A 22,433-nucleotide genomic window follows, 5' to 3' on the forward strand; every position below is an offset into this window, starting at 1 on the left:
CCCCCGACCAAGCCACCGGCCACACACCGGCCCCCGTAGCTCAGTGGATAGAGCAGGCGCCTTCTAAGCGCTTGGCCGCAGGTTCGAGTCCTGCCGGGGGCGCCTTTCCTAGGCTCCGCTTCGGCGGGGCCTTTTTGTTGTCACCGGGGATCCGCCGCGCCGGCCCGCGGGACCACCACCACCTGGACGTCGTCCTCGTAGATCACGTGGCCCGGGTCGGGTGAGGTCACCGCGTGGCAGGGCACCTCGTGTGCCGACAGGATGGCCAGGTAACCCGTCACCCGCTCGATGAGGTGGGACGCCGAGGGTTTGAACCAGGCCGTGGCTCCGGGGTTGAGCGTCGGGTCGTAGACGGTCGGGTCGACCGTGGACGGGTCCAGGTAGGCGGCGTCGTACCAGGCGTTGTTCTCGCGGCGGAAGCGTTCCTGGTCGGCCGTCAGGCGGCCGTCGCGGGACAGGTTGTTGACCAGGCCGAACACGCCCTTGAACTGGCCTCGTTCGTCCGACGAGGTCGACTGGAATCGCACGTACTCGGTTGCCGCCATCCCGCGATATTGGCATGCGCTTCCCCGCGTCGGGAGGGCGCTCCGGTGCGTTCCGGCCGCTCCCCCGTCGTCTCCCCCTTCGTCTACCTCCTCACCTCCCCCCTCCGTCTCCCTCTTCGTCACCGTTCCGCAACAGCCCCCGCCCACCCGTGAACCGCCTCGTCAGGCGCCCCGTAGACCCCACTGTGCGCGGATCTACGACCGCGGCGAGTCGAGACGAGAGAAGGACGCGAGATGGCCGGCGGCAACATTCGGATCAGCCCGGACGAGATGCGGGAGGCGTCGACCTGGCTGCAGAACCAGAAGGAACTCATGCAGCAGAGCCTGCACGAGGCCAACACCAAGATGGACGAGATGGTCGAGGCGGCGTACGCGACGCCCGGCTCGGAGAGCAAGTTCCGTCCGTACTGGGAGGAGTACAAGAACGGCACCGAGAAGGCCATCGAGGGTCTGCAGGGCGTCAGCGAGTTCATCAAGCAGGTCGCCGACGCGTTCGTCGACACCGACGACCAGACCGCCGGCTCCATCGGCTGAAGCTCCCCCGCACCGCCCGGCCCCGCTCTCCCCGTGAGGGCGGGGCCGGGCGGCTGGGACAGGAGAAGGGTGAGGAGAAGGGTGGGGGGACAGCGATGGGGAACATCAGCGTTCCGGTGCAGGACCTGAAGGACACCGTCAAGGAGCTCCAGAACATCGGGGATCTGATCGGGAACTCCGCGACGCTCTACAACGCCACCGGCGGCGCGGGGGACTTCAAGAGCCTGGCCGGCGACAGCAAGCTCGCGGACGCCCTCGACGCGTTCGACAAGGCGTGGGTGGCGGGTCACGAGCGGGTTCACGACAACGTGAAGACGTTCGCCGACAACACGGACACCATCGCCGAGAACTTCACGCAGACGGACGACGAGACCGTGAAATCGCTCGACGAAGACAAGCAGGACGCGTGACGACACGTGACGGCACACGTCGCGCCGAAGGGAACAGCGCCATGACGGAACCGAGCACGGAGCGGCCGGAGGCGGCCGCGCCCGCGGAGTACAGCCTGAGGTTCCCCGACTCGTGGTGGCATCTCGACCTCGACCCGAGCACCCGGGACGCGGCGATCCGCCGTCGTGTCGAGGCACAGGTGGAGAAGGCCCCGCAGCTCACCCGCGAGCAGGTCGACGGGCTGATCCGCAACACCCGGCGCATCGCCCGCGAGGCGCACGCGCAGGGGGCGCTGCGGGCATCGGGCATGCTCAGGATCCTGCGCGCGGGCAGCGGTCCGCTGGTGCTCAGCGCCACGACGGTGGTGCTGCGGATCACCGTTCCCGAGGGCGAGTCGGAGGATCTGGCGGACCTCGTCATGGCCGCCGGCGTACAGCTCGGAACCGACGCCGAGGGCAGTGGACTGCCGCCCGGCGAGGTCGAGTTGGTGGAGCTGCCGCATGCCGGAGCGGCCGGGCGGATCTCCCGCGTCGAGGATGTGGACCACCACGGGAAGCGGGTTCCCACCGCGATGCGGCACACCCTCGTCCCGGTGCCGAACACCCACGACTATCTGGTGATCGCCAGCTCCACTCCCAACGTGGATCTGGCGGAGCAGTTCTACGAGGTCTTCGACGCCATCGCGGAGTCGCTCCGCTTCGACGGCCAGGCCGATACGAACGACGCCGCCGGCACGACCGACGCAGCACAGGAAAAGTGAGGTAGCGGCCATGGCTCGGCCTGCGGTGTCCGATTGGGAAGACGTCTTCGGGTTCTCGGACGACCCGACTCCCGGCGATGCGGACATGCTCGGAGACCTCGCCTGCCAGTACCGCTCCGTCGCGGACAACGCGGGCGACGCCCTGCCCCTCGTCTCCGGCCTGGAGGACAACCAGGTCGGCGAGGGCAAGACGATGGACAAACTTCGGGAAAAGCTCGGCGATCTGGCCGAGCAGGTGCGCAAGTTGCACAGCTCGTACGACCAGGCCGCCAGCGCGCTGGATGTGTACGTGCATTCGCTGCGGGATCAGCAGCGCAACGCCGACAACGCCCTGGAGAAGGGGCGCGAGGCGAAGCAGCGGCTTGATTCCGCCACCGACGTGGTGAGCGCGCTCACCGCCGACATCAGCCACCTCGACGGCCAGAAGCACCCGCCGGACGACAAGGAAGCACGGGCCAGCACCCGGCGCGCCCTCGACGAGGCCCACAGCAAGCAGTCCTCCGCGCAGACGCAGGCCGACGACGCGCAGGCCGACCTGGACGCGGCCCGGCTGCTCGCCGAGGACGCGCGGCAGGTGCGTGAGGACGACGCGTCCGTAGCGGCGCAGAAGTTGGACGACGCGCGGGACGAGTCGGTCGCCGGTTACAGCCTCTGGGACAAGATCAAGAAGGCGTTCAGCCAGGCCCTCGGCATCATCAGTGCGGTGCTTGGCGTGCTGGCGATGTTGGTGCCGGGGCTTCAGGGTGTGGGGATCGCGCTCACGATCGGCGCCGTCGTCGCAGGCGCGGCATCGCTCGGCATCAATATGTCGATCATGGCCGAGACCGGTGACTGGAACATCGGCGAGATCGTGCTCGGCGTGATCGGCATCGTCGGGGGCGGCGCCGCCGCGCTCAAGGGGCTCGGCGGGATCGGGGCGGCGCTCAAGGGGCCCAAGCCCAGCGCGGTCAAGACGCCGGACGCCCGCGTCACGGGGCGCGGCGTCGACAGGCGCACCTGCGCGACCGACCCGGTCGATGTGGCCAGTGGCGAGATGCTGTTGCCGGAGACCGATCTCGCCCTGCCCGGTGTGCTGCCGCTGGCCGTGTCCCGTACGTATCTGTCGAGCTACCGGTACGGGCAGTTCTTCGGGCCCTCCTGGGCCTCCACGCTTGACGAGCGGCTTGAGGTCGGCGAGCGGGGGCGGGTCGCGTGGACCCGTGAGGACGGGTCGATTCTGTTCTATCCGGGGTTGCCGGACACGGCAGGCGAGGGCGGTTCCGTATGGCCCGAGGAAGGGGTTCGGCTGGCGCTCGCCCGTGCCGCCGAGGACGGGGACACCTACCGTGTCACCGACCCGCACACCGGTGCAGTACGGACCTTCACCAAGAATCCCGATGACCCCAACGGGCTTCACTGGCTTGCAGGTTGGCGTGACCGGAACCTCAACTCAGTCACCGTCGAGCGGCTCGCCGACGGCACCCCCACCGCGCTGCTGCACTCCAGCGGGTACCGCGTCGACGTCCACTGCGTCGCCGGGCTCGTCCTCCAGCTCTCCGTCGCCACGCCGGACGGTCCCGTCGAGGTCATGTCGTACGAGCACGACGCCGAAGGCAACCTCACGCACGTCGTCAACTCCTCCGGGAGACCCATGGTGTTCGGGTACGACGAGCGGCACCGGATCACGTCCTGGACGGACCGGAACCACTCCGTCTACCGGTACGTGTACGACGACGAGAACCGGATCACCGAGACCGTCGGGCCCGAGGGGTATCTGTCGTCGAGCTGGTCGTATGACCGCGACGCGCGGCGTTCGTACTTCACGGACGCCGAAGGCGCCACGACCGTCTACCAGCTCAACGAGCTGCATCAGGTCGTCGCCGAGACCGATCCGCTGGGCAATGTCGTCCGTTCCGAGTGGGACCGCTGGGACAATCTGCTGTCCCGGACCGACGCCCTCGACCACACCACCCGCGTCGAGTACGACGAGCGGCACAACCCGACCGTCGTCCACCACCCGGACGGCAGCCGGTCCACGACGGCGTACAACGAGCTGAACCTGCCGGTCACGGAGTCGGGGCCCGACGGCAGCGTCGAGCGGCAGGAGTTCGACGAGCGGGGAAATCTCGTCGCCTCCGTCGCTGCCGACGGCTCCGTGCACCGCCTCACCCGGCACGCCAACGGTGCCCTCGCCTCCCTCACCGATCCGGCGGGCGGCGTCGTCTCGTACGAGGTCGATGCCGCGGGGCTGCCCATGGCCGTCGACCGGGGGGACGGGATGCGGGAGACCGTCGAGCGGGACGCCTTCGGGCGCGTCGTCGCGGTCACCGATCCGCTGGGCGCGGTCGTGCGCACCGAGTGGACCGTCGAGGGGCTGCCGGCGAAGCGCACCGGGCCCGACGGCCTGGTCGAGCGCATGACCTGGGACGGGGAGGGCAACTGCCGCTCCGCCACCAGCCCGGCGGGCGCCACCACCCGCTACGAGTACACCCACTTCGACCTGATCGCGGCCCGCACGGGACCCGACGGGGTGCGCCACACCTTCGGCTACGACCGGGAGCGGCGCCTCACGCGGGTCACCAACCCGCAGGGCCTGACCTGGGACTACACGTACGATGCCGCGGGCCGCCTGATACGCGAGTGCGACTTCGACGACCGTGAGGCCACGTACGCCCACGACGCGGCGGGCCGCACCGTCGCCCGTACGACGCCGCTCGGCGAGGAGATCGCCTACGAGATCAACGCCTTCGGCGACCTCGTGCGCAAGGACGTGGCGGGGGCGGTCACGTCCTACGACTACGACCTGTCCGGGGCGCTCACCCGGATGTCCTCCGCCACGTCGACGGTGGAGTACGAGCGGGACGTCATGGGGCGGGTGCTCGCCGAGACCGTGGACGGGCGTCGCACCGCGTTCGGGTACGACGTGCTCGGCCGCCGCACCTCCCGCACCACGCCGACCGGTGTCGTCACCGAACTCTCCTACGACGAGCGGGGAAACCGGGACGGCCTCGCCGTGGACGGGCACCGGATCGCCTTCGGCCACGACGTCCTCGGCCGCGAGCTGGCCCGCACCTGGGGCCCGGAGTCCGTGGCCGCCACGACCACGTGGGACCTGGCGGGACGCGCCGTCAACCGTGGCCTCGGCGCCGCGGGACGCACCCTGCGCGACCGGCACTACGGCTACCGCGAGGACGGCCAGCTCACGTCCGTGACGGACACCGTCACCGGCGTCGGCCGACGGATGGAACTCGACCCGGCGGGGCGCCCGTTGACGGTCACCGCCGAGAACTGGACCGAATCCTACGCTTACGACCAGGCGGGCAACCAGACCACGGCGACCTGGCCGGAGAAGGCGGGCCGCCCCGAGGCCCGCGGCGAGCGCACCTACTCCGGCACCCGCGTCCAGAGCGCGGGCGCGGTCCGCTACGAGTACGACGCGGCGGGCCGCGTCGTACTGCGCCAGAAGCGCCGCCTGTCGAAGAAGCCCGACACCTGGCGCTACACCTGGGACGCCGAGGACCGCCTCACGGCGTGCGTGACACCCGACGGCGCCGAGTGGCGGTATACGTATGACCCGTTGGGGCGCCGAACCGCCAAGTTCCGTATGGCGGAAGATGGTTCGACGGCGGAGTCGGTTCGCTTCACGTGGGACGCGAGCCGGCTCGCCGAGCAGACGGACAGCGCCACGGGCGTCACCACCACCTGGGACCACGAGGGCTACCGTCCGCTGACCCAGTTGGAGCGCAGGCCGCGCGGCAAGGATCCGAGGACGCAGGACGCGTACGACTCGCGCTTCCTCTCCATCGTCACCGACCTCGTCGGCACACCCACCGAGCTGGTCGACGAGCGGGGCGACATCGCCTGGCGCTCCCGCTCCACCCTGTGGGGCACCACCAGCCGCAACCGGGACGCCGTCGCGCTGACGCCGCTGCGCTTCCCCGGCCAGTACGAGGACGCCGAAACGGGCTTCCACTACAACTACTTCCGCCATTACGACCCCGAGACCGCCCGCTACGCCTCCCCCGACCCGCTGGGCCTCGAACCGGCCGACAACCCGGTCGCGTACGTCCACAACCCGCACACCTGGGTCGACGTCCTGGGGCTTGCTCCGCAGACCTGCGCGTCGGAGGTGCCCGCCAACCGGCACCTCCTCACCAAGCAAGGCGCGTTCCGGGCGGCGTTGCGGGACCTGGGCATCAAGAAGCGGCAGCAGCCCATCAGCATCGAGCGCGTGGACATGACGAAGCCGAACCTCGAAGCGGTGAAGTGGCCGCATACGAAGTTCAACCTGATGAAGGGGAGGGCCGGCGAAACAATCAAGACCAAGGAATTCCACTACATACGCGACGACGGCAGCGAAGTGGTCATCCAGGACCACTCCGCGGGGCACATCTACGGCCGCGCCGACCGTGTCGGGGACGTGGGTCCGCACTTCAACGTGCGCCCCGTCAGCGACACCCGCAACGGCAAGGTCCCGGGGACCGCGGAGCACTACGGCTGGGGCAAGCCCGGAGGCCTTGGATGACCTGGACCGACCATGTCGTCCGGTCGACGGCTGAGCGGAACCGCCGGACATGAGTGAGGGCTCCCGCCGAATACGTTGATCACGTTCGGCGGGAGCCCTCAACTCAGCTACGGAGACGGTCAGTTCACCGCGGGCGGCAGCACCGTCTCCGGCACCTGCACCGTCCGCAGCACCCCGTCGCCGAGGTGCAGGATCGCCCGGCCGAGGGTGGGCGCGTTCAGGCGGCTGCGCGGGATCTTGACGCCGATCAGGTCGCCGTCGCTCATGTTCTGCGGCTTCAGGAGCAGGCCGCAGCGGTTGCGGCGGGCCTCGGTGTGCCAGCCTGAGAAGCCGGAGGAGAGCCGGTCGGTCTGGCCCGCGATCACCAGGCCGCGGCCGTTCTCCGCACCGGACTTGGCGATCTGTGTGAGGACCGGCTCGGCCTTCGTCTTCAGCAGCAGATCGGCGTCGTCCAGGATCACCACGGCGCCCTTCGGCGCGGCCGCCAGGACCTGTTCGAGGGCCATCGGGTCGATGTCGGAGTCCTCGTAGACCGCGAGGACGCCGGGCCGTCCGGCGAGCTGGCGCAGCGGTGACCTGGAGGGGGCGCCGATGACGATGGGCGTCTTCGTCGACAGGAGCGACATCGCCAGCGTCGAGAGCACCGTGCTGCGTCCCGAGCGGGCGGGACCGGAGACCATGAAGGTCGGCGTGACGGAGAAGTCGGGTCCTACCGCGCAGAGTTCGTCGCCGCCGACACCGGACAGGGCCCACCGGGCGGACGGCAGCGGGCGCGGCACGTACTGGATCGCCTGTTCCCAGCTGAGCCGGTCCGGCAGCGTGTCGACCCGGAACGGCCGGGTGGCGGGCGGCAGTTGGGCGGACTGCGTCCGGCAGTGTTCGGCGATCTGGTGGAGCGCCCCCGCCTGCGCCTGGCCCTCCGGGTTGTCCGTGAGGAGCGCGATCTGCACCTCCGCCTTGTCCGCGGCGCGGAAGGCGCGGCCCGGCGGAATCCCGTCCGGCACGTTGCGCTGGGTGATGCCGATCTGCCCGTACTCGGACTTCTCGTTGAGCTTGAGGACGAGCTTGTCCTCGGTGGAGCCGTTGACACGGCTGGAGAACAGCGCCCGGTCGCCGGTCATCAGCAGGTGGATGCCGACGCTCGCGCCGTCCCTGAGCAGGGTCATGACGGAGTTCAGCAGGTTCCCGGAGTCGTACTCGCCGAGCTGCTTGTCGAAGACCTCCCAGCGGTCGATGAACAGCACGATGTGCGGGGGCCGTTCGGCCTCCGGCAGTGCGCGGCGCAGTTCCGGGAGGTCGGCGCTGCCGCGGGCGGCGAGCATCTCCTGGCGGCGGGTCAGCTCGCGGGTGAGGCGGGCGAGCAGCCGGGCGACGCGGTCGGGCTGGGTGCGCTGGGTGATGGCACCGCAGTGCGGCAGGCCCTCGATGGGCAGCAGCGCGCCGTTGCCGCAGTCGATGCCGTACATGTGCAGCTTGTCGGCGCCGTGCGCGAGGGCCATGGCGCCCGCGATGGTGCGCAGGGTCTGCGACCTGCCCTGGCGGGGCGAGCCGACGATGTGCAGGTGGCCGAGGGTCGCCGGGTCGATGACCAGCGACTGCCTGGCCTGTTGGGCGGGCAGGTCCACGACGCCGTACGGGACGGGCTGGAGGTCGTAGGCCGTGGGGGCGGGCGCCGGGAGGTCGCGGGTGACGAGGGTCTCGGGCAGCGGCGGGAGCCAGGGGCTGTGCTGCCGGGGGATGCCCATCTCCCGGTCGGCCTCGCGGATCGCGGTGACGAGCCCGGTGAGGTCGGTCTCGACCTCGGCGGGCGCGGCGGCGGCGCGGGGTCGCGCCGGGAGCGGTTCGCCGAGGCGTTCCCAGCCGACCGCCACCGCCCAGGGGGCCGGGAGGGAGACGGTGGTGGCGCCCGGGCGCCGACCGCCGACGCGTCCGGACTGGAACGGGACGAGGGAGTTCTGCCCGAGGCGGACGTACGCGCGTCCCGGGTTGCTCTGCGAAATTCCCGCAGCCTCAACGGAGTTGAGGACGTCCTGGCTCTCGCCGGAGTCCGTCACGCGCAGCGCGATGCGCAGGTTGGTGTTGGCGCGGATCTCCGAGGAGACGACGCCACTGGGACGCTGGGTCGCGAGGATCAGGTGGATGCCGAGCGAGCGGCCCCGCTGGGCGATGTTGACCAGGCCCTTCACGAAGTCCGGGAGGTCGCGCACCATCGAGGCGAACTCGTCGATGACGATGAGGAGCCGGGGCATCGGGTCGCGGCCCGCGCCCGGTTCGCGCTCCAGGAGGTCGACGTAGTCCTCGATGTCCTTGGCGCCGGCCGCGGCGAGGATGTGCTCGCGGCGGGTGAGTTCGGCCGTCAGCGACACCAGGGCCCGCTCGACGAGGTGGGCGTCGAGGTCGGTGACCATGCCGACGGTGTGCGGCAGGTCGACGCAGTCCTTGAACGCGGAGCCGCCCTTGTAGTCGACCAGGACGAAGGTCATGGCGTCGGGGCGGTTCGCCACGGCGAGCGAGGCGACGATGGTCTGGAGGAGTTCGGACTTGCCGGAACCGGTGGTGCCGGCGACGAGGCCGTGCGGGCCGTCGCGCTTGAGGTCCAGGTGGAACGGGCCGTCCAGGGAGACGCCGACCGCCGCGCGGGTCGAGCGGCCCCCGGCCGTCCAGCGGGCCCGGATGCCGGAGACCTGCGGCGGGTCGAGGGCGAGGACGTCGAGCAGCCGCGCGGAGGCGGGCAGCACGGCGGCCTCCTCGTCGCCGCCGCCCGGGTCGCGCAGCGGGCCCATCGCGCGGGCGAGGGAACGGCAGTAGTCGGCGGAGACCAGGTCGGGCCGGACGCCGGTGACGGTGCCGCGGCCCGAGCGGCCCACCCGGACGGTGCCGCCGGGTTCCTCGGCGACGACGGCGAGGCACTCCTCGGGCAGCAGCAGTTCCTCGGCGTCGAGGCAGACCGCGCGGACGCCGACGGCCGGGCCCTCGCGCAGGATCTGTGTCACGCCGGGCAGCGAGCGCAGCCTACGGGCGCCGTCGAGGACGACGAGCACGTCGGGTCCCGCGGGCTTGCCGCGCCGTTCGGCGGCCGTCGCCGTGGCGCGTTCGGCGATCAGCGCGGTGAGTTCGGCGACGCGGCGGGCGCAGCTCTCGGTGCCGTAGCCGATGGAGGCCGGGATGTCGCCGGACTTCTTGCGGACGTGCGGCAGCCAGCGCAGCCAGGACCAGCCGTCGCGGCCCTGTTCGCCGGTGGTCAGCAGGTGGATCTGGAGGTCGCGGGGGCTGTGCAGGACGGCGGCCTGGGCGACGGCCCAGCGGGCCACGGAGCGGGCGGCCTGCCCCTGGCCCGCGATGCCGAGGACGTGGTGCTCGCGCAGCGGCACGGTCACCGGGACGTCGTAGGCGGTCCACGGGTCCTGGCGGCGGTGCTCGTCCTTCGTCGGGTCGTGGAGGACGACGTCGGAGTCCATGTCGGCGGTCCCGACGCGCAGTTCGAGGAAGTCGGCGTCGGTGGCGCGGCGCTCCCAGAGGCGGCGCCGGGGGCCGACGGCGGTGAGGACGACCTCGGCCGGGTCGGGGAAGCCGCGGCGCCGGGCGGTGCGTTCGGCCGTCAGGGCCTCGTTCGCGTCGCCCTCGATCCGCGCCTTCTTCTCCTCGAACTCGGCGACGCTGTCGGAGTGGGACTGCTTGCCGGTGCGCCGGCTCATCACGTAGTTGCCGACGATCACGACCGGGGAGAGCAGCCCGAACAGCAGCATCGACATGCGGCCGAAGGCGAGCGCGCCCACGACGGCCATCACGATGGGGGCCGCCGCGGTGATCCACGGGAGCGGCCGGGCGGCGAGCGGGGCGGGCGGCGACGGCAGGGTGAAGCGGGTGGCGCGCTCGGCGGGGTGCAGGCGCGGCGGCCGGTTGTAGTCCCAGCCGGTGCCGTCCTCGGACGCCTGCACGGCGGCGTCCGGCTTCTGCGGGAGCGCGAGCTCCAACAGGGTGCCGCCGACGAGGAGTTGGGCGCCGACGGGCCAGGCCGTGGCCTCGGTGAGGTCCTCGCGGTCCAGCTGAGCGGGGTCGCCGCCACCGGCGTCGGGGGCGATCCGGCAGCGTCCGCCGGGGCCGACCGTGAGCACGGCGGACGGCCGCTCGGGCACGGCGCGCAGCACCTGCGCGGAGCCGTCGTGGCCGAGGCCGATCCGGTACTCGCCCATGTCGAGCCGGTGCACGGCGCCCGCGCCGGGACCGCCGACCGCGCGCACCTCGACGAGGCCGTCCGGTTCGGTGGCCGCGGCGCCCGCCGGGCGGCCGAGGCCGACGATGGCGGCGTGCTTGAGCGGGGCGTCCCGCAGCCGCAGGTCGGCGGGGAGCAGCCGGTCGTCGGCGTACAGGCCGAGGCCCTCCGGGGGCCGGTGGACGCCTCCCGCCCCGGCAAGCGCCTCCGCGACAGCGCTCATGGGCGTGTCGGGGTCGGCGTCGAGATGGACGTCGAACGCGTCACCACCCGCCTCGACCACGGTCAACATCAACGACACGAAAACGTCCTCCAACCGGCGTGAATGAGGGGGTTCGAGAACCTTGATCGGTGGCTCCCGCACCACTGTCGGGACTACGGGGCAGCTCCGCGGACGGTTCACCGGAGCGTCGGGTGAACCATCCGCCGACCGGCGCCGTAGTGGCCATCGGGTGCACGGCGCAGCGGCCGTGCCGCCCCCGTTTTGTGCGACAAGGAGTCAGTGGATGATCTGGTACGTCCTGGCCGCGGTGCTGGGTCTTGCGCTGATCGCGGCGGTGGTGACGCTGATCGTCACCGAGCGGCGGCCCCGCCCGCCGAAGCCGGTCGCCGCCTCGGCCGCCGTCACGAGCCGCGGGGCGCTCGAGGTGGTCAACGCTGGTCTGCGCCGCCTGACGGGCGAATGCCTGCGCTCCGGCCGGTCGTTGCCCGATCTGTACGCGGTCGTCTACTCGGAGGAGCGGCTCGGGCTGCTGCTCGCGGGGACCGGGAACGACGGAGAGCAGGCTCCCGCGCCGTGGACCGTCGAGCAGGACGGCGAGCGCTGGACGATCTCGACGGACGATCTGCACCGCCCGGGCCCCGAGGGCGAACCGGCGCTGCCGTACGCGCTGACGGTGACGGTCGGCCTGGACGGTCCCGAGCGCGTGCTCGTCGACCTGTCGCGCGCGACGGGTCCGGTCTCGGTGACGGGTCCCGACGCCGAGGTGCGCGCACTGGCGCGGGCCCTCGTGATCGAGGCGATCGCCGGTCCCGTGGGCTCGCTCGCCCAGGTCACCCTGGTCGGCTCGCTGGGCGACGGCCGGCTCCTGACCGGTGACGAGACGCGCAGCTCGCGGCTGCACCACGCAGCGAGCCTGGAGGAGGCGTTCGCCACGGCGGCGTCGGCGAACGCGGGCGCGCCACAGCCGGGTTCGGCCGATGTCACCCAGGTCTTCCGCCTCATCGAGGGCAGCAGCAGGCTCGCCGTGCAGGGCGAGGTGCCGCACCTGTTCGTCGTGGAGTCCTCGCAACTGCCGCGCCACGAAGGGGTACTCGCCGGACTGCGCCGCACGGACGCCCTCCTGGTGCTCGGCGAGGCACCCACGGGGTGGCGCTGGAAGGCCGGCGCCGACGGCACGCTCGACACCGGGCCGCTCGGCCTGGAGATCACCCGGCACGCGGGGCGGATGGCATGAGGGTCATCCGGGACGCCTGCCGGCCGGCCGTCTGAATGTCACGCGGCCTCCCTGTCCACCACGCCGTGCGCGTACAGCCCGCGCCGGTTCAGCGCCTCGCGCATGGCGCGGGCGGCGTAGTACGTGCGGGACTTGACCGTGCCGGGCGGCACGCCCAGCACCTTGGCCGTCTGGTTGACGGTGCGTCCGAGGTAGTGGACGTGCAGCAGGACCTCGCGCTGGGACGGCCGCAGGTCACCCAGCGCCTCGACGAGGACCTGGGTGGTCAGGAGGTGGTCGACGTTGTCGGACACCGGAAGGTGGGCGAGTTCGGGGTCGCCGGTCTCCGGCGGTCTGGCCTGGCGGGCCCGGTGGCCGTCGATGACGAGGTTGCGCAGCGCGGTGAACAGCCAGGGCCGTGCCGAGTCCGCGGTCGGGTCGAGTTCCGCGGCATGCCGCCAGGCACGTATGGCGACTTCTTGCAGGATGTCCTCGGCGCGGTGCCAGTCGCCCTCCAGGCGCCGCGCGGCGAACTGCAGCAGCGCGGCGCCGTGGAATTCGTAGAGCGCTCTGAGGAATTCGTCGGGCTGGAGGTCCGCGGCGTGGGGGCCGGGTATCCGGTCTTCGGGCGAAGCGCTGGCCGACAAAGGCCTTTCCTCTCCGGATCGTCTGTGGGGGAAGACGGGTTCCGCCGGGTGCGGGGAGAACCGACAGGCACCGCCGCGGGCCGGCGTGCGCCCGTGCGGCGCACGCCGACCCGCGGCGGCGGTGACGTTCGGCGCGTCGGCGCCGGTCAGCCCGGTTCGTGGGAGGAGAGCGCGCTCACCTCACGGGATGTCAACTCGCGGTCGTAGACATGCACGTCGGCGATGTCACCGTTCCAGTGGTCGGCGGGCTTGCCGCCGAACTTGCCGCGTCCGATCATCACGCCGCCCGTGGGCTTGACGCTGCTGGAAGCAACCCTGGTTCCAGCGAGTTTGCCGTCCACGTAGATCCGCATCCGGTGGTCCTTCTGACTGTACGTGCCGGTCAGGTGGTACCAACGGCCGGGCCGAGGCCGCTCCGACGACTCCGCGACGGTACGGGCGCCGGGGAAACTGAAGGCGAAGTTCTGGTCCTGGCCCGAGTACTGGAGGAAGAACGCGCTGTTGCGCTCGCCCTCCTGGGACAGCGCGGTGTGCATGCCCTTGAGGCCCTCTTCGGTGAGACGCACGCGCGCCGCGGCCGAGTAGTCCTTGCCCGCGGTGTCGAGGCCGGTGTTGGTGTTGGCGTAGCCGCTGGTGCCGTTCAGCTCCAGGGCGCCGCCCTCGGGACCCTCGGTCCACTTCACGCCGTCACCGAACACGGCGTCGTGCTCGCCGACCTTCGCGGTGCCGGACCGGTGCAGCGGCCACCAGCCGAGTCCGTCGAGGGACTCGGCGCTGTCACTGGGGCTCGGCGACGCGGCCGGTTTCGCCTGCGCCTTCCCGTCTCCCGAATCCTGGCCGCGCACCAGTTGGACGCCGACGAAGACCAGCGCGGCGGTCAATACGGCGATCGTGCTGATAAGCGCCCATCTGCGCGTCATGAAGTTCCTCAGAAGTGCGGCATAAACGTGTCATTTGTTGGCTACGCACCTCGGCGAAAAACGGTTCAGCATGCACGCAACCTTCACGTGGCACCACCACAGCGTCACATGGCGCCACGTGATGCCATGTGGTGCCACACGGCGCCATAACACTTGCGCATGACGCCATAGTGGTGCCACTATGGCGTCATGGACCTCACGCCCTACGTCGACAACCTGCACCGCGAGCTCGCGGTGGCCGCCGAAGCCGGCGGGGACGAAGCACGCGAGCTGGCCGAGCGGCTGACCGCTCCCCTGGAGTCGGCCACCCGGCTCACGATGCTCAACGTGCTCTCCGCCGCCATGGACGAGATCACCCGCGACCTGGCGCCCGGTTCGGTCGACGTACGGCTGCGGGGGCTCGACCCCGAGTTCGTGGTGACACCGCAGCCGCGCGACACCCCGGCAGCACCCGCCGAGCCCTTGCAAACCCCTGCCGCGCCGCCCGCACCCGAGACCGACGAAGGCGGCACCGCCCGCGTCAACCTGCGCCTGCCCGCCCACCTCAAGGCCCGCGCCGAGGAGGCCGCGAGCCGCGAGGGCCTCTCGGTCAACGCGTGGCTGGTGCGCGCCGTGTCCGCCGCGGTCGACGGCGGCGCGGCGCCCCGTACGCCGGAGAAGAGCCGCACCGTCGGACAGAGCTTCACCGGGTGGGTGCGCTAGGGCTTGTCGTTTGGATCAGGCCGGATCAGGGAGCGGGGCCTGGTGCGTGCGATCGCAAGGCGGAGGAGGGAGGCGACGCGGAGCGTCGTCGACCGACGACAACGCCGCGAGCGTGCGTGCCAGGCCCCGCGAGCCCGGCCTGATCCAAACGACAGGCCCTAGCCGCGCCCACCAGCACGACAACACGTCACACCACACCGCCAAGCGCCCCAACGAGCCAGGAGGACGGGACAGCCATGCCTACGTACGAGACCCCCGAGGCCATTTCGGTCGACGCCCATGTGGGCGCCGGTTCCATCCAGTTCACCGCGAGCGAGCGCCCCGACACCGTCGTCGAGGTGCGGCCCGGCAACCCGAAGCGCGGCAAGGACGTCAAGGCCGCCGAGCAGACGGAGGTCTCGTTCGCGGGCGGCGTCCTCACCGTCAGGACGACGGAGCGCCGCATGATCGGCCCCAGCGGGGTCGTGAACGTGACGGTCGAGCTGCCCACCGGTTCCTCCGTGGACCTCACGGGCTCCTGGACCCAGGTGCTCGGCGAGGGCCGGCTCGGCAAGGTCGACCTGAAGACCTCGGGCGGCGACGTGCGGTTCGACACCACGGGTCCGCTGCGCCTGAAGGCCTCACACGGCTCGGTCCGCGTGGACCGGGTCGAGGGCATGGCCGAGATCACCACCAGCTCCAGCAGCCTGCGGGTCGGCGTCATCGACGGCCACGCCGTCCTGAAGAACGCGCACGGCACCACCATCCTCGACGCCGTCACCGGCGATCTGCGGGTCAGCGGCGCGCACGGCGACATCGAGATCGGCCGCGCCGAGGCCTCGGTCGCCGCCACCACCGCGTACGGCGCGCTGCGCGTGCTGGACGTCGCCCGCGGCACCGTGCAGCTGGAGACCAGCTTCGGCGCCATCGAGGTCGGCATCCGCGAGGGCACCGCCGCCTGGCTCGACGCCAACGCCGACAACGGGCAGGTCCGCAACACCCTCACCGCCTCCGAAGCGCCCGCGGAGTCCGAGGATTCCGTCAAGGTCCGGGCCCGCACCAAATGGGGCAACATCGACGTCCGCCGCGCCAAGCCCTGAGCCCATCAAGCCCCTGCGGCGATTGAGCAGCGGGGTCCGGGGCAGAGCCCCGATCTTTTGAGCCCCACCGGCGTCACGGCCACGGGGCTCCGCCCCGGACCCCGCGGGCTCTCGCCCAAGAGCGGGGCTCAAAACTTCACCCACCGGAGACCCCCATGCCTTCATCTGTCATGTCCACATCTGCCCCACGCGAGAGCGGACACGTCCCCCTCGCCGTCTCCACCGTCGGCCTGCGCAAGTCCTACGGCGACAAGTCCGTGCTCGACGGCATCGACCTGAGCATCCCCGCGGGATCGGTCTTCGCGCTGCTCGGCCCGAACGGGGCCGGGAAGACGACGACCGTGCGGATCCTGTCCACGCTGATCGACGCCGACGGCGGGCAGGCGCAGGTCGCCGGTCACGATGTCGCCGGATCGCCCGACGGCGTGCGCGCCGCGATCGGCGTCACCGGGCAGTTCGCCGCGCTCGACGACCTGCTCACCGCGGAGGAGAACCTGCTCCTCATGGCCGACCTGCTGCGGCTCGGCAAGCGCGAGGGCCGGCAGCGGGCGAAGGACCTTCTCGAACGGTTCGACATCGCCGATGTCGCGGGCAACCGCGCGGCCACCTTCTCCGGCGGCATGCGCAGGCGGCTCGACCTCGCCATGACGCTCGTCGGCGACCCGCGGATCATCTTCCTCGACGAACCGACGACCGGGCTCGACCCGCGCAGCCGCCGCACCATGTGGGAGACCGTGCGGTCCCTGGTCGCCACGGGCGTCACCGTCTTCCTGACCACGCAGTACCTGGAAGAGGCCGACCAGTTGGCGGACCGGATCGCCGTGCTCGACGGCGGCCGGATCGTCGCCGAGGGCACCGCCGACGAGCTCAAGGCGCAGATCCCCGGCAGCCACGTCCGGCTGCGGTTCAACGCCACGGACGAGTACGAGCGGGCGGCCGGGGCCTTCCCCGACGCGGCCCGGGACGACGAGGAGCTCGCGCTGCGGATCGCGGGCGACGGTGATCTCGCCTCGCTGCGCACCCTGTTCGACCGGCTCGACGCCACGGGCGTCCAGGCCGCCGACTTCTCCGTGCACACCCCCGACCTCGACGACGTGTTCCTCGCCCTGACCGGCGACGGCACCGACGCCACCCCGCTTCACGTCAAGGAGACCCTGCGATGAGTACCGCCACGAGCACCCTCACGTACGCCGTGCACGACTCGATGACGATGCTGCGGCGCAACATCAAGCACGCGCTGCGCTACCCCGCGGTCTCGCTGGGCGCGTCCATGATGCCGATCCTGATGCTGGTGCTGTTCGTGTTCGCCTTCGGCGACTCGATGTCGGGCGGGGCGGGCAGAGACGCGTATCTGGAGTATCTGACGCCCGGGATCGTGATCATGGGCGTCGCGGCCGGGGCCATGTCGACCTCGATCGCGGTCTGCCAGGACATGACCGAGGGCATCATCAACCGCTTCCGCACCATGAACATCACGCGCTCCTCGTTCATGACGGGCCATGTGGTCGGCAGCGTCCTCACGACGATGGTGAGCCTGGTACTGGTCGTGGCCGTGGCGGTCGCGCTCGGCTTCCGGCCCGACGCGAACCCGGTCGAGTGGCTGGCCGCGGCCGGTCTGCTGGTCGCGATCACGTTCGCGATCACCTGGCTGGCGGCGGCGCTCGGCCTGAAGTCCAAGACGGTCGAGTCCGCGAGCAACAAGCCGCTGCTCATCCAGTTCCTGCCGTTCCTCGGCTCCGCCTTCGTGCCGGCCGAGTCGATGGCGCCCGGTCTGCGCTGGTTCGCCGAGCACCAGCCGTTCACGCCGATGACGGAGACGCTGCGCGGGCTGCTCACCGGTTCGGCGATCGGCAACGACGGGTGGATCTCGCTCGCCTGGTGCGCCGGGATCACGGTCGTCGGCTTCGCCTGGTCGCGCAGGCTCTACAGCATCAACACCGAACGCTGAACCGGCGGTTCGCGGTGGGGGCTCCGCATGGCGCGGAGCCCCCACTCACGCGCCCGAGTCACCGCGCGCGAACGCCACCGTCAAGTCCCGTACCAGCGCGTTGCGTTCGTACTCGTCCAGCTCCACCAGGCCGCGTCCCGTGCGCCGTTCGAGGGTGTCCTCCACCGAGTCGACGACGCCGGCGAGCGCGCCCGCCCGCTGTCGGGCGTCGAGCGCCGCGATCCGGCGGCGGTGCATCGCGTCGGCGACCTCCGGCGCGTACTCGATGCATGTCGGGCGCACCGCGAGCACCTCGACGCCGATCGCCGCGCACTCCGCGGACAGCACCTGGGCCAGCTCGGCGCCGATGGCCTCGGGTTCGCGCAGGGTCGGGGCGGACTCGTGAAAGGCACTGGGCGGCAGCCTCGCGAAGACCCGGGCGAGCGCCACCTCGATCTGTCCGCGCAGATACGCGTCGTGGTCCTGCACCGCGAACGGCGCCCGCGCGATGTCCCGCACCCGCCACACCACCAGAGCCTCGACGCGCAGCGCCATCCCGTCCGCGTCGACCGCGGGCAGCGGCTCGCTGCGCCAGTGCCGCAGCCGTACGTCGACCCGGCGGCGCAGCACGTGCGGGTTGACCCAGCGAAGGCCCGTGCGCCGCACGGTGCCCCGGTAGCGGCCGAAGAGGCTGAGCCCGAGCGCGTCCCCGGACCTGCACCGGGCCAGCCCGCCGAAGGCCAGGACGGCCAGCACCGCGCAGCCCGCGACGTACGCGCCCCACGCGGCCCGGACGGTGTCGCCGGCGCGCTCCGGGGCGTCGGGCCCGAGGAAATCGGTGACCGTGTCCGGTATCCGGCCGAGCAGCCGGCATCCGTACAGCGCGGCCGCGAGCGCCAGTGCCCCGGCTGCCAGGCCGAGCCAGCCGGGCAGCGACCACCCCGCCCGCTCGGCGACCTCGTCCCGCTGCTCCATCGGCCCTCCCGAATCCCGTGAACACGTCCTCGCCACACTCGCGTTATGCGGCGACAGGTGGAAAATGCCGGAATTCGAGGGCGGTGCGGGGTCGCTCCCGGGTCACCCCAGCCGCAGCTCCCCGTACGCGCCCGCGGGAACGGCCGGGCTGCGCGGCGGCACGGGCCGCAACTCCCGGTAGCCCTCGCCCTGTTCGGGCCGCCCGTCCGGCTCCCCCTTGTTCGGCCAGTACGACATCGCCCGCTCGGCCTGCGCCGTAATCGTCAGGGACGGGTTCACGCCGAGGTTCGCGGAGACCGCCGAGCCGTCGACGACGGAGAGTCCGGGGTGCCCGTACACCCGGTGGTACGGGTCGATGACGCCGCTGTCCGCGCTGTCCCCGATGGCGCAGCCACCCAGGAAGTGCGCGGTGAGCGGCTTGCCCATCAGTTCGCCGAGGTTCGTGCCCGCGAAGCCGTTGATGGACTCGGCGATCAGACCCGCCGCCTGCCAACCCTCCGGTATGTGAACCGGGTTGGGGGTCCCGTGCCCCTGCTCTGCGGTGAGCAGTCCGCGCCGGTCCAGGCCCGTCGTGAGGGAGTTGTCGTGCGTCTGCATGACGAGCCCGATGATGGTCCGCTCCGACCAGCGCCGCAGCGCCACCGTCCGGGCCACGAGGACCGGGTGGGAGAGGAACGCGAGGGCGGCGGCGAGCGGCTTCGGCAGGTTCCGTCTGTACTGGGGCACGCAGATCAGGGCCATCAGGTTGGAGCCCTTGCCGTAGCGGACGTTCTCGATGTGGGTGTTGGCGTTCGGGTGCACGGACGAGGTGATGGCGACGCCGCGCGTGAAGTCGATGTCCGGCCGCCCGTAGCGGCGCGGCCAGGTCAGGGCCCCGACGAGGGCCTCGGAGTTGGTGCGGGTGAGCTCGCCGAGGCGGCGCGACAGACGCGGCAGGACGCCGTCCTCGCGCATCCGGTGCAGCAGGGTCTGGGTGCCGTACGTGCCCGCGGCGAGGACGACGCGCCGGGCGCGCAGCACGGTGCGCCGGCCGCGGCGCCGCTTGTCCGTGGGAGCGGTCGTGACCTCGAAGCCGGCGCCGTCCGGGAGCTCCCGCACGCTCGTCACGGTCGTCATCGCCCGCACCTCGGCGCCGGCCCGCTCGGCGAGGTGCAGATAGTTCTCGGTGAGGGTGTTCTTCGCGCCGACGCGGCAGCCGGTCATGCAGGAGCCGCATTCGGTGCAGGCCGCGCGGGCCGGCCCGGCGCCGCCGAAGTACGGGTCGGGAACCTCCGTGCCCGCCCTGCCCGTTGTCGTACCGTCGGCGTCCCGCCCGTCGCCGAAGAACACGCCCACGGGCGTGAGCCGGAAGGTGTCCCCCGCGCCCATCCGCCCGGCCGCGTCCCGCAGCAGCTCGTCGGCCTCGGTCACGGTCGGGTTGGTGCGTACGCCGAGCATGCGCCGCGCCTGCTCGTAGTAGGGCGCGAGTTCGGCCTGCCAGTCGGTGATGTGCCCCCACTGCCGGTCCCGGAAGAAGGCGGGCGGCGGCACGTACAGCGTGTTGGCGTAGTTCAGCGACCCGCCGCCGACCCCGGCGCCGGCGAGCACCATCACGTTCTTCATCAGGTGGATGCGCTGGATCCCGTACATGCCGAGGCGCGGCGCCCACAGATAGTCGCGCAGCTTCAGCGAGGTGCGCGGCAGGGTGTCGCGCGAGTACCGCCGCCCGGCCTCAAGGACCCCCACCCGGTAGCCCTTCTCGGTCAGCCGGAGCGCGGAGACGGACCCGCCGAACCCGGAGCCGACGACGAGGACGTCGTAGTCGTACGCGGTGTCACCGGACTCCTCAGGCACCGTAGAGCTCCTCGATCTCCCGCTCGTACGCGGTCATGACGGCCGCGCGTTTGATCTTCAGGGACGGGGTGAGCAGTCCGTTCTCCTCGCTGAACTCGCCCTCCACCAGCGTGAAGCTGCGGATCGACTCGGCGCGCGAGACGGCCTCGTTGGCGTAGTCGACGGCCTTCTGGACGTCCGCGACGATCCGCGGGTCGCGAATGATCTCGGCCAGCGGGGTGTCGGCGGGCATCTTGCGCACGCTCAGCCAGTGCGCGACGGACTCCGGTTCGAGGGTGATCACCGCGCCGACGTACGCGCGGTTGTCGCCGACGACGATGCACTGGCCGACGGGCGAGCGGCTGCGCAGCCGGTCCTCCAGGACCGCCGGCGAGACGTTCTTGCCGCCGCTGGTGACGAGGATGTCCTTCTTGCGCCCGGTGATCCGCAGATAGCCGTCGTCGTCCAGCGCCCCGAGGTCGCCGGTCGCGAACCAGCCGTCCTCGTCCAGGACCTGGTCGGTCGCGGCCTGGTTGTTCCAGTACGCGCCGAAGACGATGCCGCCCTTGATGAGCACCTCGCCGTCGTCCGCGATCCGGATGGCGGAGCCGGGCACGGGCAGGCCGACGGTGCCGGGGCGGGGCCGCAGCGGCGGGGTGATGGTGGCGGCGGCGGTCGTCTCGGTGAGGCCGTAGCCCTCGTAGATGACGATCCCGGCGGCGTAGAAGAACAGATTCAGGTTCCGGTCGAGCGGCGAGCCGCCGCTGATCGCGTACCGCAGCCGCCCGCCCAGCTCCTTGCGCACCCGCCGGTAGACGAGCAGGTCGTAGAGCCCGTGGGCGAGCCGGAGTCCGATTCCGGGGCCCTCGCCCCCGTCCAGGAACCGCGCCAGGTGCGCCTCGGCGAAGCGCACCGCGATCCGGTCGGCGCGGTCGAAGGACGAGCCGCGCCCGAGCTTCTCGGCCGTCGCGCGTCCGGTCTCGTGGATCTTCTCGAAGAGGTACGGCACGCCGACCACGAACGTCGGCCGGAACGAGCGCAGTTCGGGCCGCAGCTCGTCGGGCTTGATGCTCGGGCAGTGGCCCAGCTCGATCCGGGCGAGCATGCACGCCACCTGGATCGTCCGCCCCAGGATGTGCGCGAGCGGCAGGAACAGCAGGGTCGACGCGGTCTGCCCGGTGATCGCCTTGAAGATCGGGTGCAGCAGCTCGACGGTGTTCGCGGCCTCGGCGTACAGATTGCCGTGCGTGAGGACGCAGCCCTTGGGCCTGCCGGTGGTGCCGGAGGTGTAGCAGACGGTCGCGATGGTGTCGGGGGTGAGCGCGGCGCGGCGCTTGACGATCTCCTCGTCGGCCACCTCGGCGCCCAGCGCGGCGAGTTCGAGCACGGCGCCACCGTCGATCTGCCGGACGGCCGGCCGATCGCCCTCGGGCAGGGCGGCCGTCGCCCGCTCGGCCGTGGCGGCGTTCTCCGGGGTCTCGACGATCAGCATCGTCGCGCCGGAGTCCCGCACGATCCATTCGATCTGCTCGGGCGAGGACGTGGCGTAGATGGGCACGGTCTGCCCGCCCGCGGCCCAGATCGCGAAGTCGAGCACCTGCCACTCGTAGCGAGTGCGCGACATCAGGGCGACGCGGCCGCCCGGTTCGAGCCCCGCCGCGATCAACCCCTTGGCGGTGGCGGTCACTTCGCGGGCGAACGCGGCGGCGGTGACCGGCCGCCAGCTGTCGCCCTCCTTGCGCCGCACGACGACGGCGGTCGGCTCCTGCTCGGCGTTGCGGTACGGGATGTCGGCGGGCGTGGACCCGTCCTTCGGCGGCTCGGCGAGCGCCGCGACTCGCGACTCGCGCACGACCCCGTGCTCGTCCCTGACGAGTTCGGCCCTGGCGCGATCGGCCAGGTCGCCGCGCTTCCCGGCCCGCTTCAGATCTGTGCGTACGCCCATGACGGCTCCCGTGTGCGCGGCTGCCCGACTCGTACTTACTCGGG

The 22,433-nt window shown here is 71.7% G+C and carries 16 protein-coding genes and 1 tRNA gene; 10 read left to right on the forward strand and 7 right to left on the reverse strand.

All coding sequences use genetic code 11. The features are described 5' to 3' along the window. Positions 1-29 precede the first annotated feature (29 nt). A tRNA-Arg gene (locus ACIA8D_RS11290) sits at positions 30-102 on the forward strand. A 38-nt stretch (positions 103-140) separates the two neighbouring features. On the opposite strand, the gene ACIA8D_RS11295 is transcribed toward ACIA8D_RS11290, so the two are convergent. Next, a complete protein-coding gene (locus ACIA8D_RS11295; RefSeq protein WP_399230902.1) occupies positions 141-545 on the reverse strand; it encodes a hypothetical protein in 405 nt (134 codons plus the stop codon). A gap of 234 nt (positions 546-779) precedes the next feature. Between ACIA8D_RS11295 and ACIA8D_RS11300 the strand changes: the two genes are divergently transcribed. The 4 genes from ACIA8D_RS11300 to ACIA8D_RS11315 all read left to right on the forward strand — a co-directional run bounded on the left by ACIA8D_RS11300 (position 780) and on the right by ACIA8D_RS11315 (position 6,733). After that, complete coding sequence (locus tag ACIA8D_RS11300; protein ID WP_399230904.1) at positions 780-1,079, forward strand: WXG100 family type VII secretion target; 300 nt, start codon at positions 780-782, stop codon at positions 1,077-1,079. Positions 1,080-1,174: 95 nt separating this feature from the next. Then, entirely contained in the window at positions 1,175-1,489 is a 315-nt protein-coding gene (locus tag ACIA8D_RS11305; RefSeq protein WP_399230905.1) for a hypothetical protein, read from the forward strand. A gap of 41 nt (positions 1,490-1,530) precedes the next feature. After that, positions 1,531-2,229 (forward strand): hypothetical protein, encoded by a 699-nt coding sequence (locus tag ACIA8D_RS11310; RefSeq protein WP_399230907.1) that lies wholly within the window; start codon positions 1,531-1,533, stop codon positions 2,227-2,229. Between the two features lie 10 nt (positions 2,230-2,239). Then, positions 2,240-6,733: a DUF6531 domain-containing protein gene (locus ACIA8D_RS11315; RefSeq protein WP_399230909.1), complete on the forward strand. Its 4,494-nt coding sequence runs from the start codon at positions 2,240-2,242 to the stop codon at positions 6,731-6,733. A gap of 119 nt (positions 6,734-6,852) precedes the next feature. Here the strand turns inward: ACIA8D_RS11315 and ACIA8D_RS11320 are convergent, their stop codons facing one another. Beyond that, positions 6,853-11,238, reverse strand: coding sequence for an FtsK/SpoIIIE domain-containing protein (locus tag ACIA8D_RS11320; RefSeq protein ID WP_399231070.1), 4,386 nt, complete (start codon positions 11,236-11,238; stop codon positions 6,853-6,855). Between the two features lie 214 nt (positions 11,239-11,452). Between ACIA8D_RS11320 and ACIA8D_RS11325 the strand changes: the two genes are divergently transcribed. Further along, complete coding sequence (locus tag ACIA8D_RS11325; RefSeq protein ID WP_399230911.1) at positions 11,453-12,403, forward strand: hypothetical protein; 951 nt, start codon at positions 11,453-11,455, stop codon at positions 12,401-12,403. A gap of 38 nt (positions 12,404-12,441) precedes the next feature. Here the strand turns inward: ACIA8D_RS11325 and ACIA8D_RS11330 are convergent, their stop codons facing one another. Both ACIA8D_RS11330 and ACIA8D_RS11335 read right to left on the reverse strand, forming a co-directional pair. Further along, on the reverse strand, positions 12,442-13,029 hold the full coding sequence (locus ACIA8D_RS11330; RefSeq protein WP_399230913.1) for a sigma-70 family RNA polymerase sigma factor: 588 nt from the start codon (positions 13,027-13,029) through the stop codon (positions 12,442-12,444). 146 nt (positions 13,030-13,175) lie between these two features. After that, entirely contained in the window at positions 13,176-13,949 is a 774-nt protein-coding gene (locus tag ACIA8D_RS11335; protein WP_399230915.1) for a LamG domain-containing protein, read from the reverse strand. Positions 13,950-14,138: 189 nt separating this feature from the next. Here ACIA8D_RS11335 and ACIA8D_RS11340 point away from each other — a divergent pair, with 189 nt between their 5' ends. The 4 genes from ACIA8D_RS11340 (at position 14,139) to ACIA8D_RS11355 (ending at position 17,678) form a co-directional block, all read left to right on the forward strand. Beyond that, positions 14,139-14,651: a toxin-antitoxin system HicB family antitoxin gene (locus tag ACIA8D_RS11340; RefSeq protein WP_399230916.1), complete on the forward strand. Its 513-nt coding sequence runs from the start codon at positions 14,139-14,141 to the stop codon at positions 14,649-14,651. Positions 14,652-14,887: 236 nt separating this feature from the next. After that, positions 14,888-15,730, forward strand: a complete 843-nt coding sequence (locus ACIA8D_RS11345; protein ID WP_399230917.1) for a DUF4097 family beta strand repeat-containing protein — start codon at positions 14,888-14,890, stop codon at positions 15,728-15,730. Positions 15,731-15,900: 170 nt separating this feature from the next. After that, positions 15,901-16,893 (forward strand): ATP-binding cassette domain-containing protein, encoded by a 993-nt coding sequence (locus ACIA8D_RS11350; RefSeq protein ID WP_399230918.1) that lies wholly within the window; start codon positions 15,901-15,903, stop codon positions 16,891-16,893. Continuing rightward, positions 16,890-17,678, forward strand: coding sequence for an ABC transporter permease (locus ACIA8D_RS11355; protein ID WP_399230919.1), 789 nt, complete (start codon positions 16,890-16,892; stop codon positions 17,676-17,678). Before ACIA8D_RS11350 ends, ACIA8D_RS11355 begins: the two co-directional genes overlap by 4 nt. 45 nt (positions 17,679-17,723) lie before the next feature. Here the strand turns inward: ACIA8D_RS11355 and ACIA8D_RS11360 are convergent, their stop codons facing one another. From ACIA8D_RS11360 to ACIA8D_RS11370, 3 genes are all read right to left on the reverse strand, one after another. Then, entirely contained in the window at positions 17,724-18,632 is a 909-nt protein-coding gene (locus ACIA8D_RS11360; protein ID WP_399230920.1) for an SPFH domain-containing protein, read from the reverse strand. 102 nt (positions 18,633-18,734) lie between these two features. Further along, positions 18,735-20,465: an FAD-dependent oxidoreductase gene (locus tag ACIA8D_RS11365; RefSeq protein WP_399230921.1), complete on the reverse strand. Its 1,731-nt coding sequence runs from the start codon at positions 20,463-20,465 to the stop codon at positions 18,735-18,737. After that, positions 20,458-22,389 carry an AMP-dependent synthetase/ligase gene (locus ACIA8D_RS11370; protein ID WP_399230922.1) on the reverse strand — a complete coding sequence of 644 codons (1,932 nt, stop codon included), beginning with the start codon at positions 22,387-22,389 and terminating at the stop codon, positions 20,458-20,460. Before ACIA8D_RS11370 ends, ACIA8D_RS11365 begins: the two co-directional genes overlap by 8 nt. Between the last annotated feature and the right edge of the window lie 44 nt (positions 22,390-22,433).

It is taken from the genome of Streptomyces sp. NPDC051684, from assembly GCF_044453445.1.
Taxonomy (GTDB): Bacteria; Actinomycetota; Actinomycetes; order Streptomycetales; family Streptomycetaceae; genus Streptomyces.

Coding starts and splice junctions, on each gene's coding strand:
- ACIA8D_RS11360 (WP_399230920.1), bottom strand. CDS start 18,632: ATGGAGCAGCGGGACGAGGTCGCCGAGCGGGCGGGGTGGTCGCTGCCC.
- ACIA8D_RS11355 (WP_399230919.1), top strand. CDS start 16,890: ATGAGTACCGCCACGAGCACCCTCACGTACGCCGTGCACGACTCGATG.
- ACIA8D_RS11305 (WP_399230905.1), top strand. CDS start 1,175: ATGGGGAACATCAGCGTTCCGGTGCAGGACCTGAAGGACACCGTCAAG.
- ACIA8D_RS11320 (WP_399231070.1), bottom strand. CDS start 11,238: ATGTTGACCGTGGTCGAGGCGGGTGGTGACGCGTTCGACGTCCATCTC.
- ACIA8D_RS11300 (WP_399230904.1), top strand. CDS start 780: ATGGCCGGCGGCAACATTCGGATCAGCCCGGACGAGATGCGGGAGGCG.
- ACIA8D_RS11350 (WP_399230918.1), top strand. CDS start 15,901: ATGTCCACATCTGCCCCACGCGAGAGCGGACACGTCCCCCTCGCCGTC.
- ACIA8D_RS11335 (WP_399230915.1), bottom strand. CDS start 13,949: ATGACGCGCAGATGGGCGCTTATCAGCACGATCGCCGTATTGACCGCC.
- ACIA8D_RS11340 (WP_399230916.1), top strand. CDS start 14,139: ATGGACCTCACGCCCTACGTCGACAACCTGCACCGCGAGCTCGCGGTG.
- ACIA8D_RS11310 (WP_399230907.1), top strand. CDS start 1,531: ATGACGGAACCGAGCACGGAGCGGCCGGAGGCGGCCGCGCCCGCGGAG.
- ACIA8D_RS11325 (WP_399230911.1), top strand. CDS start 11,453: ATGATCTGGTACGTCCTGGCCGCGGTGCTGGGTCTTGCGCTGATCGCG.
- ACIA8D_RS11295 (WP_399230902.1), bottom strand. CDS start 545: ATGGCGGCAACCGAGTACGTGCGATTCCAGTCGACCTCGTCGGACGAA.
- ACIA8D_RS11345 (WP_399230917.1), top strand. CDS start 14,888: ATGCCTACGTACGAGACCCCCGAGGCCATTTCGGTCGACGCCCATGTG.
- ACIA8D_RS11315 (WP_399230909.1), top strand. CDS start 2,240: ATGGCTCGGCCTGCGGTGTCCGATTGGGAAGACGTCTTCGGGTTCTCG.
- ACIA8D_RS11370 (WP_399230922.1), bottom strand. CDS start 22,389: ATGGGCGTACGCACAGATCTGAAGCGGGCCGGGAAGCGCGGCGACCTG.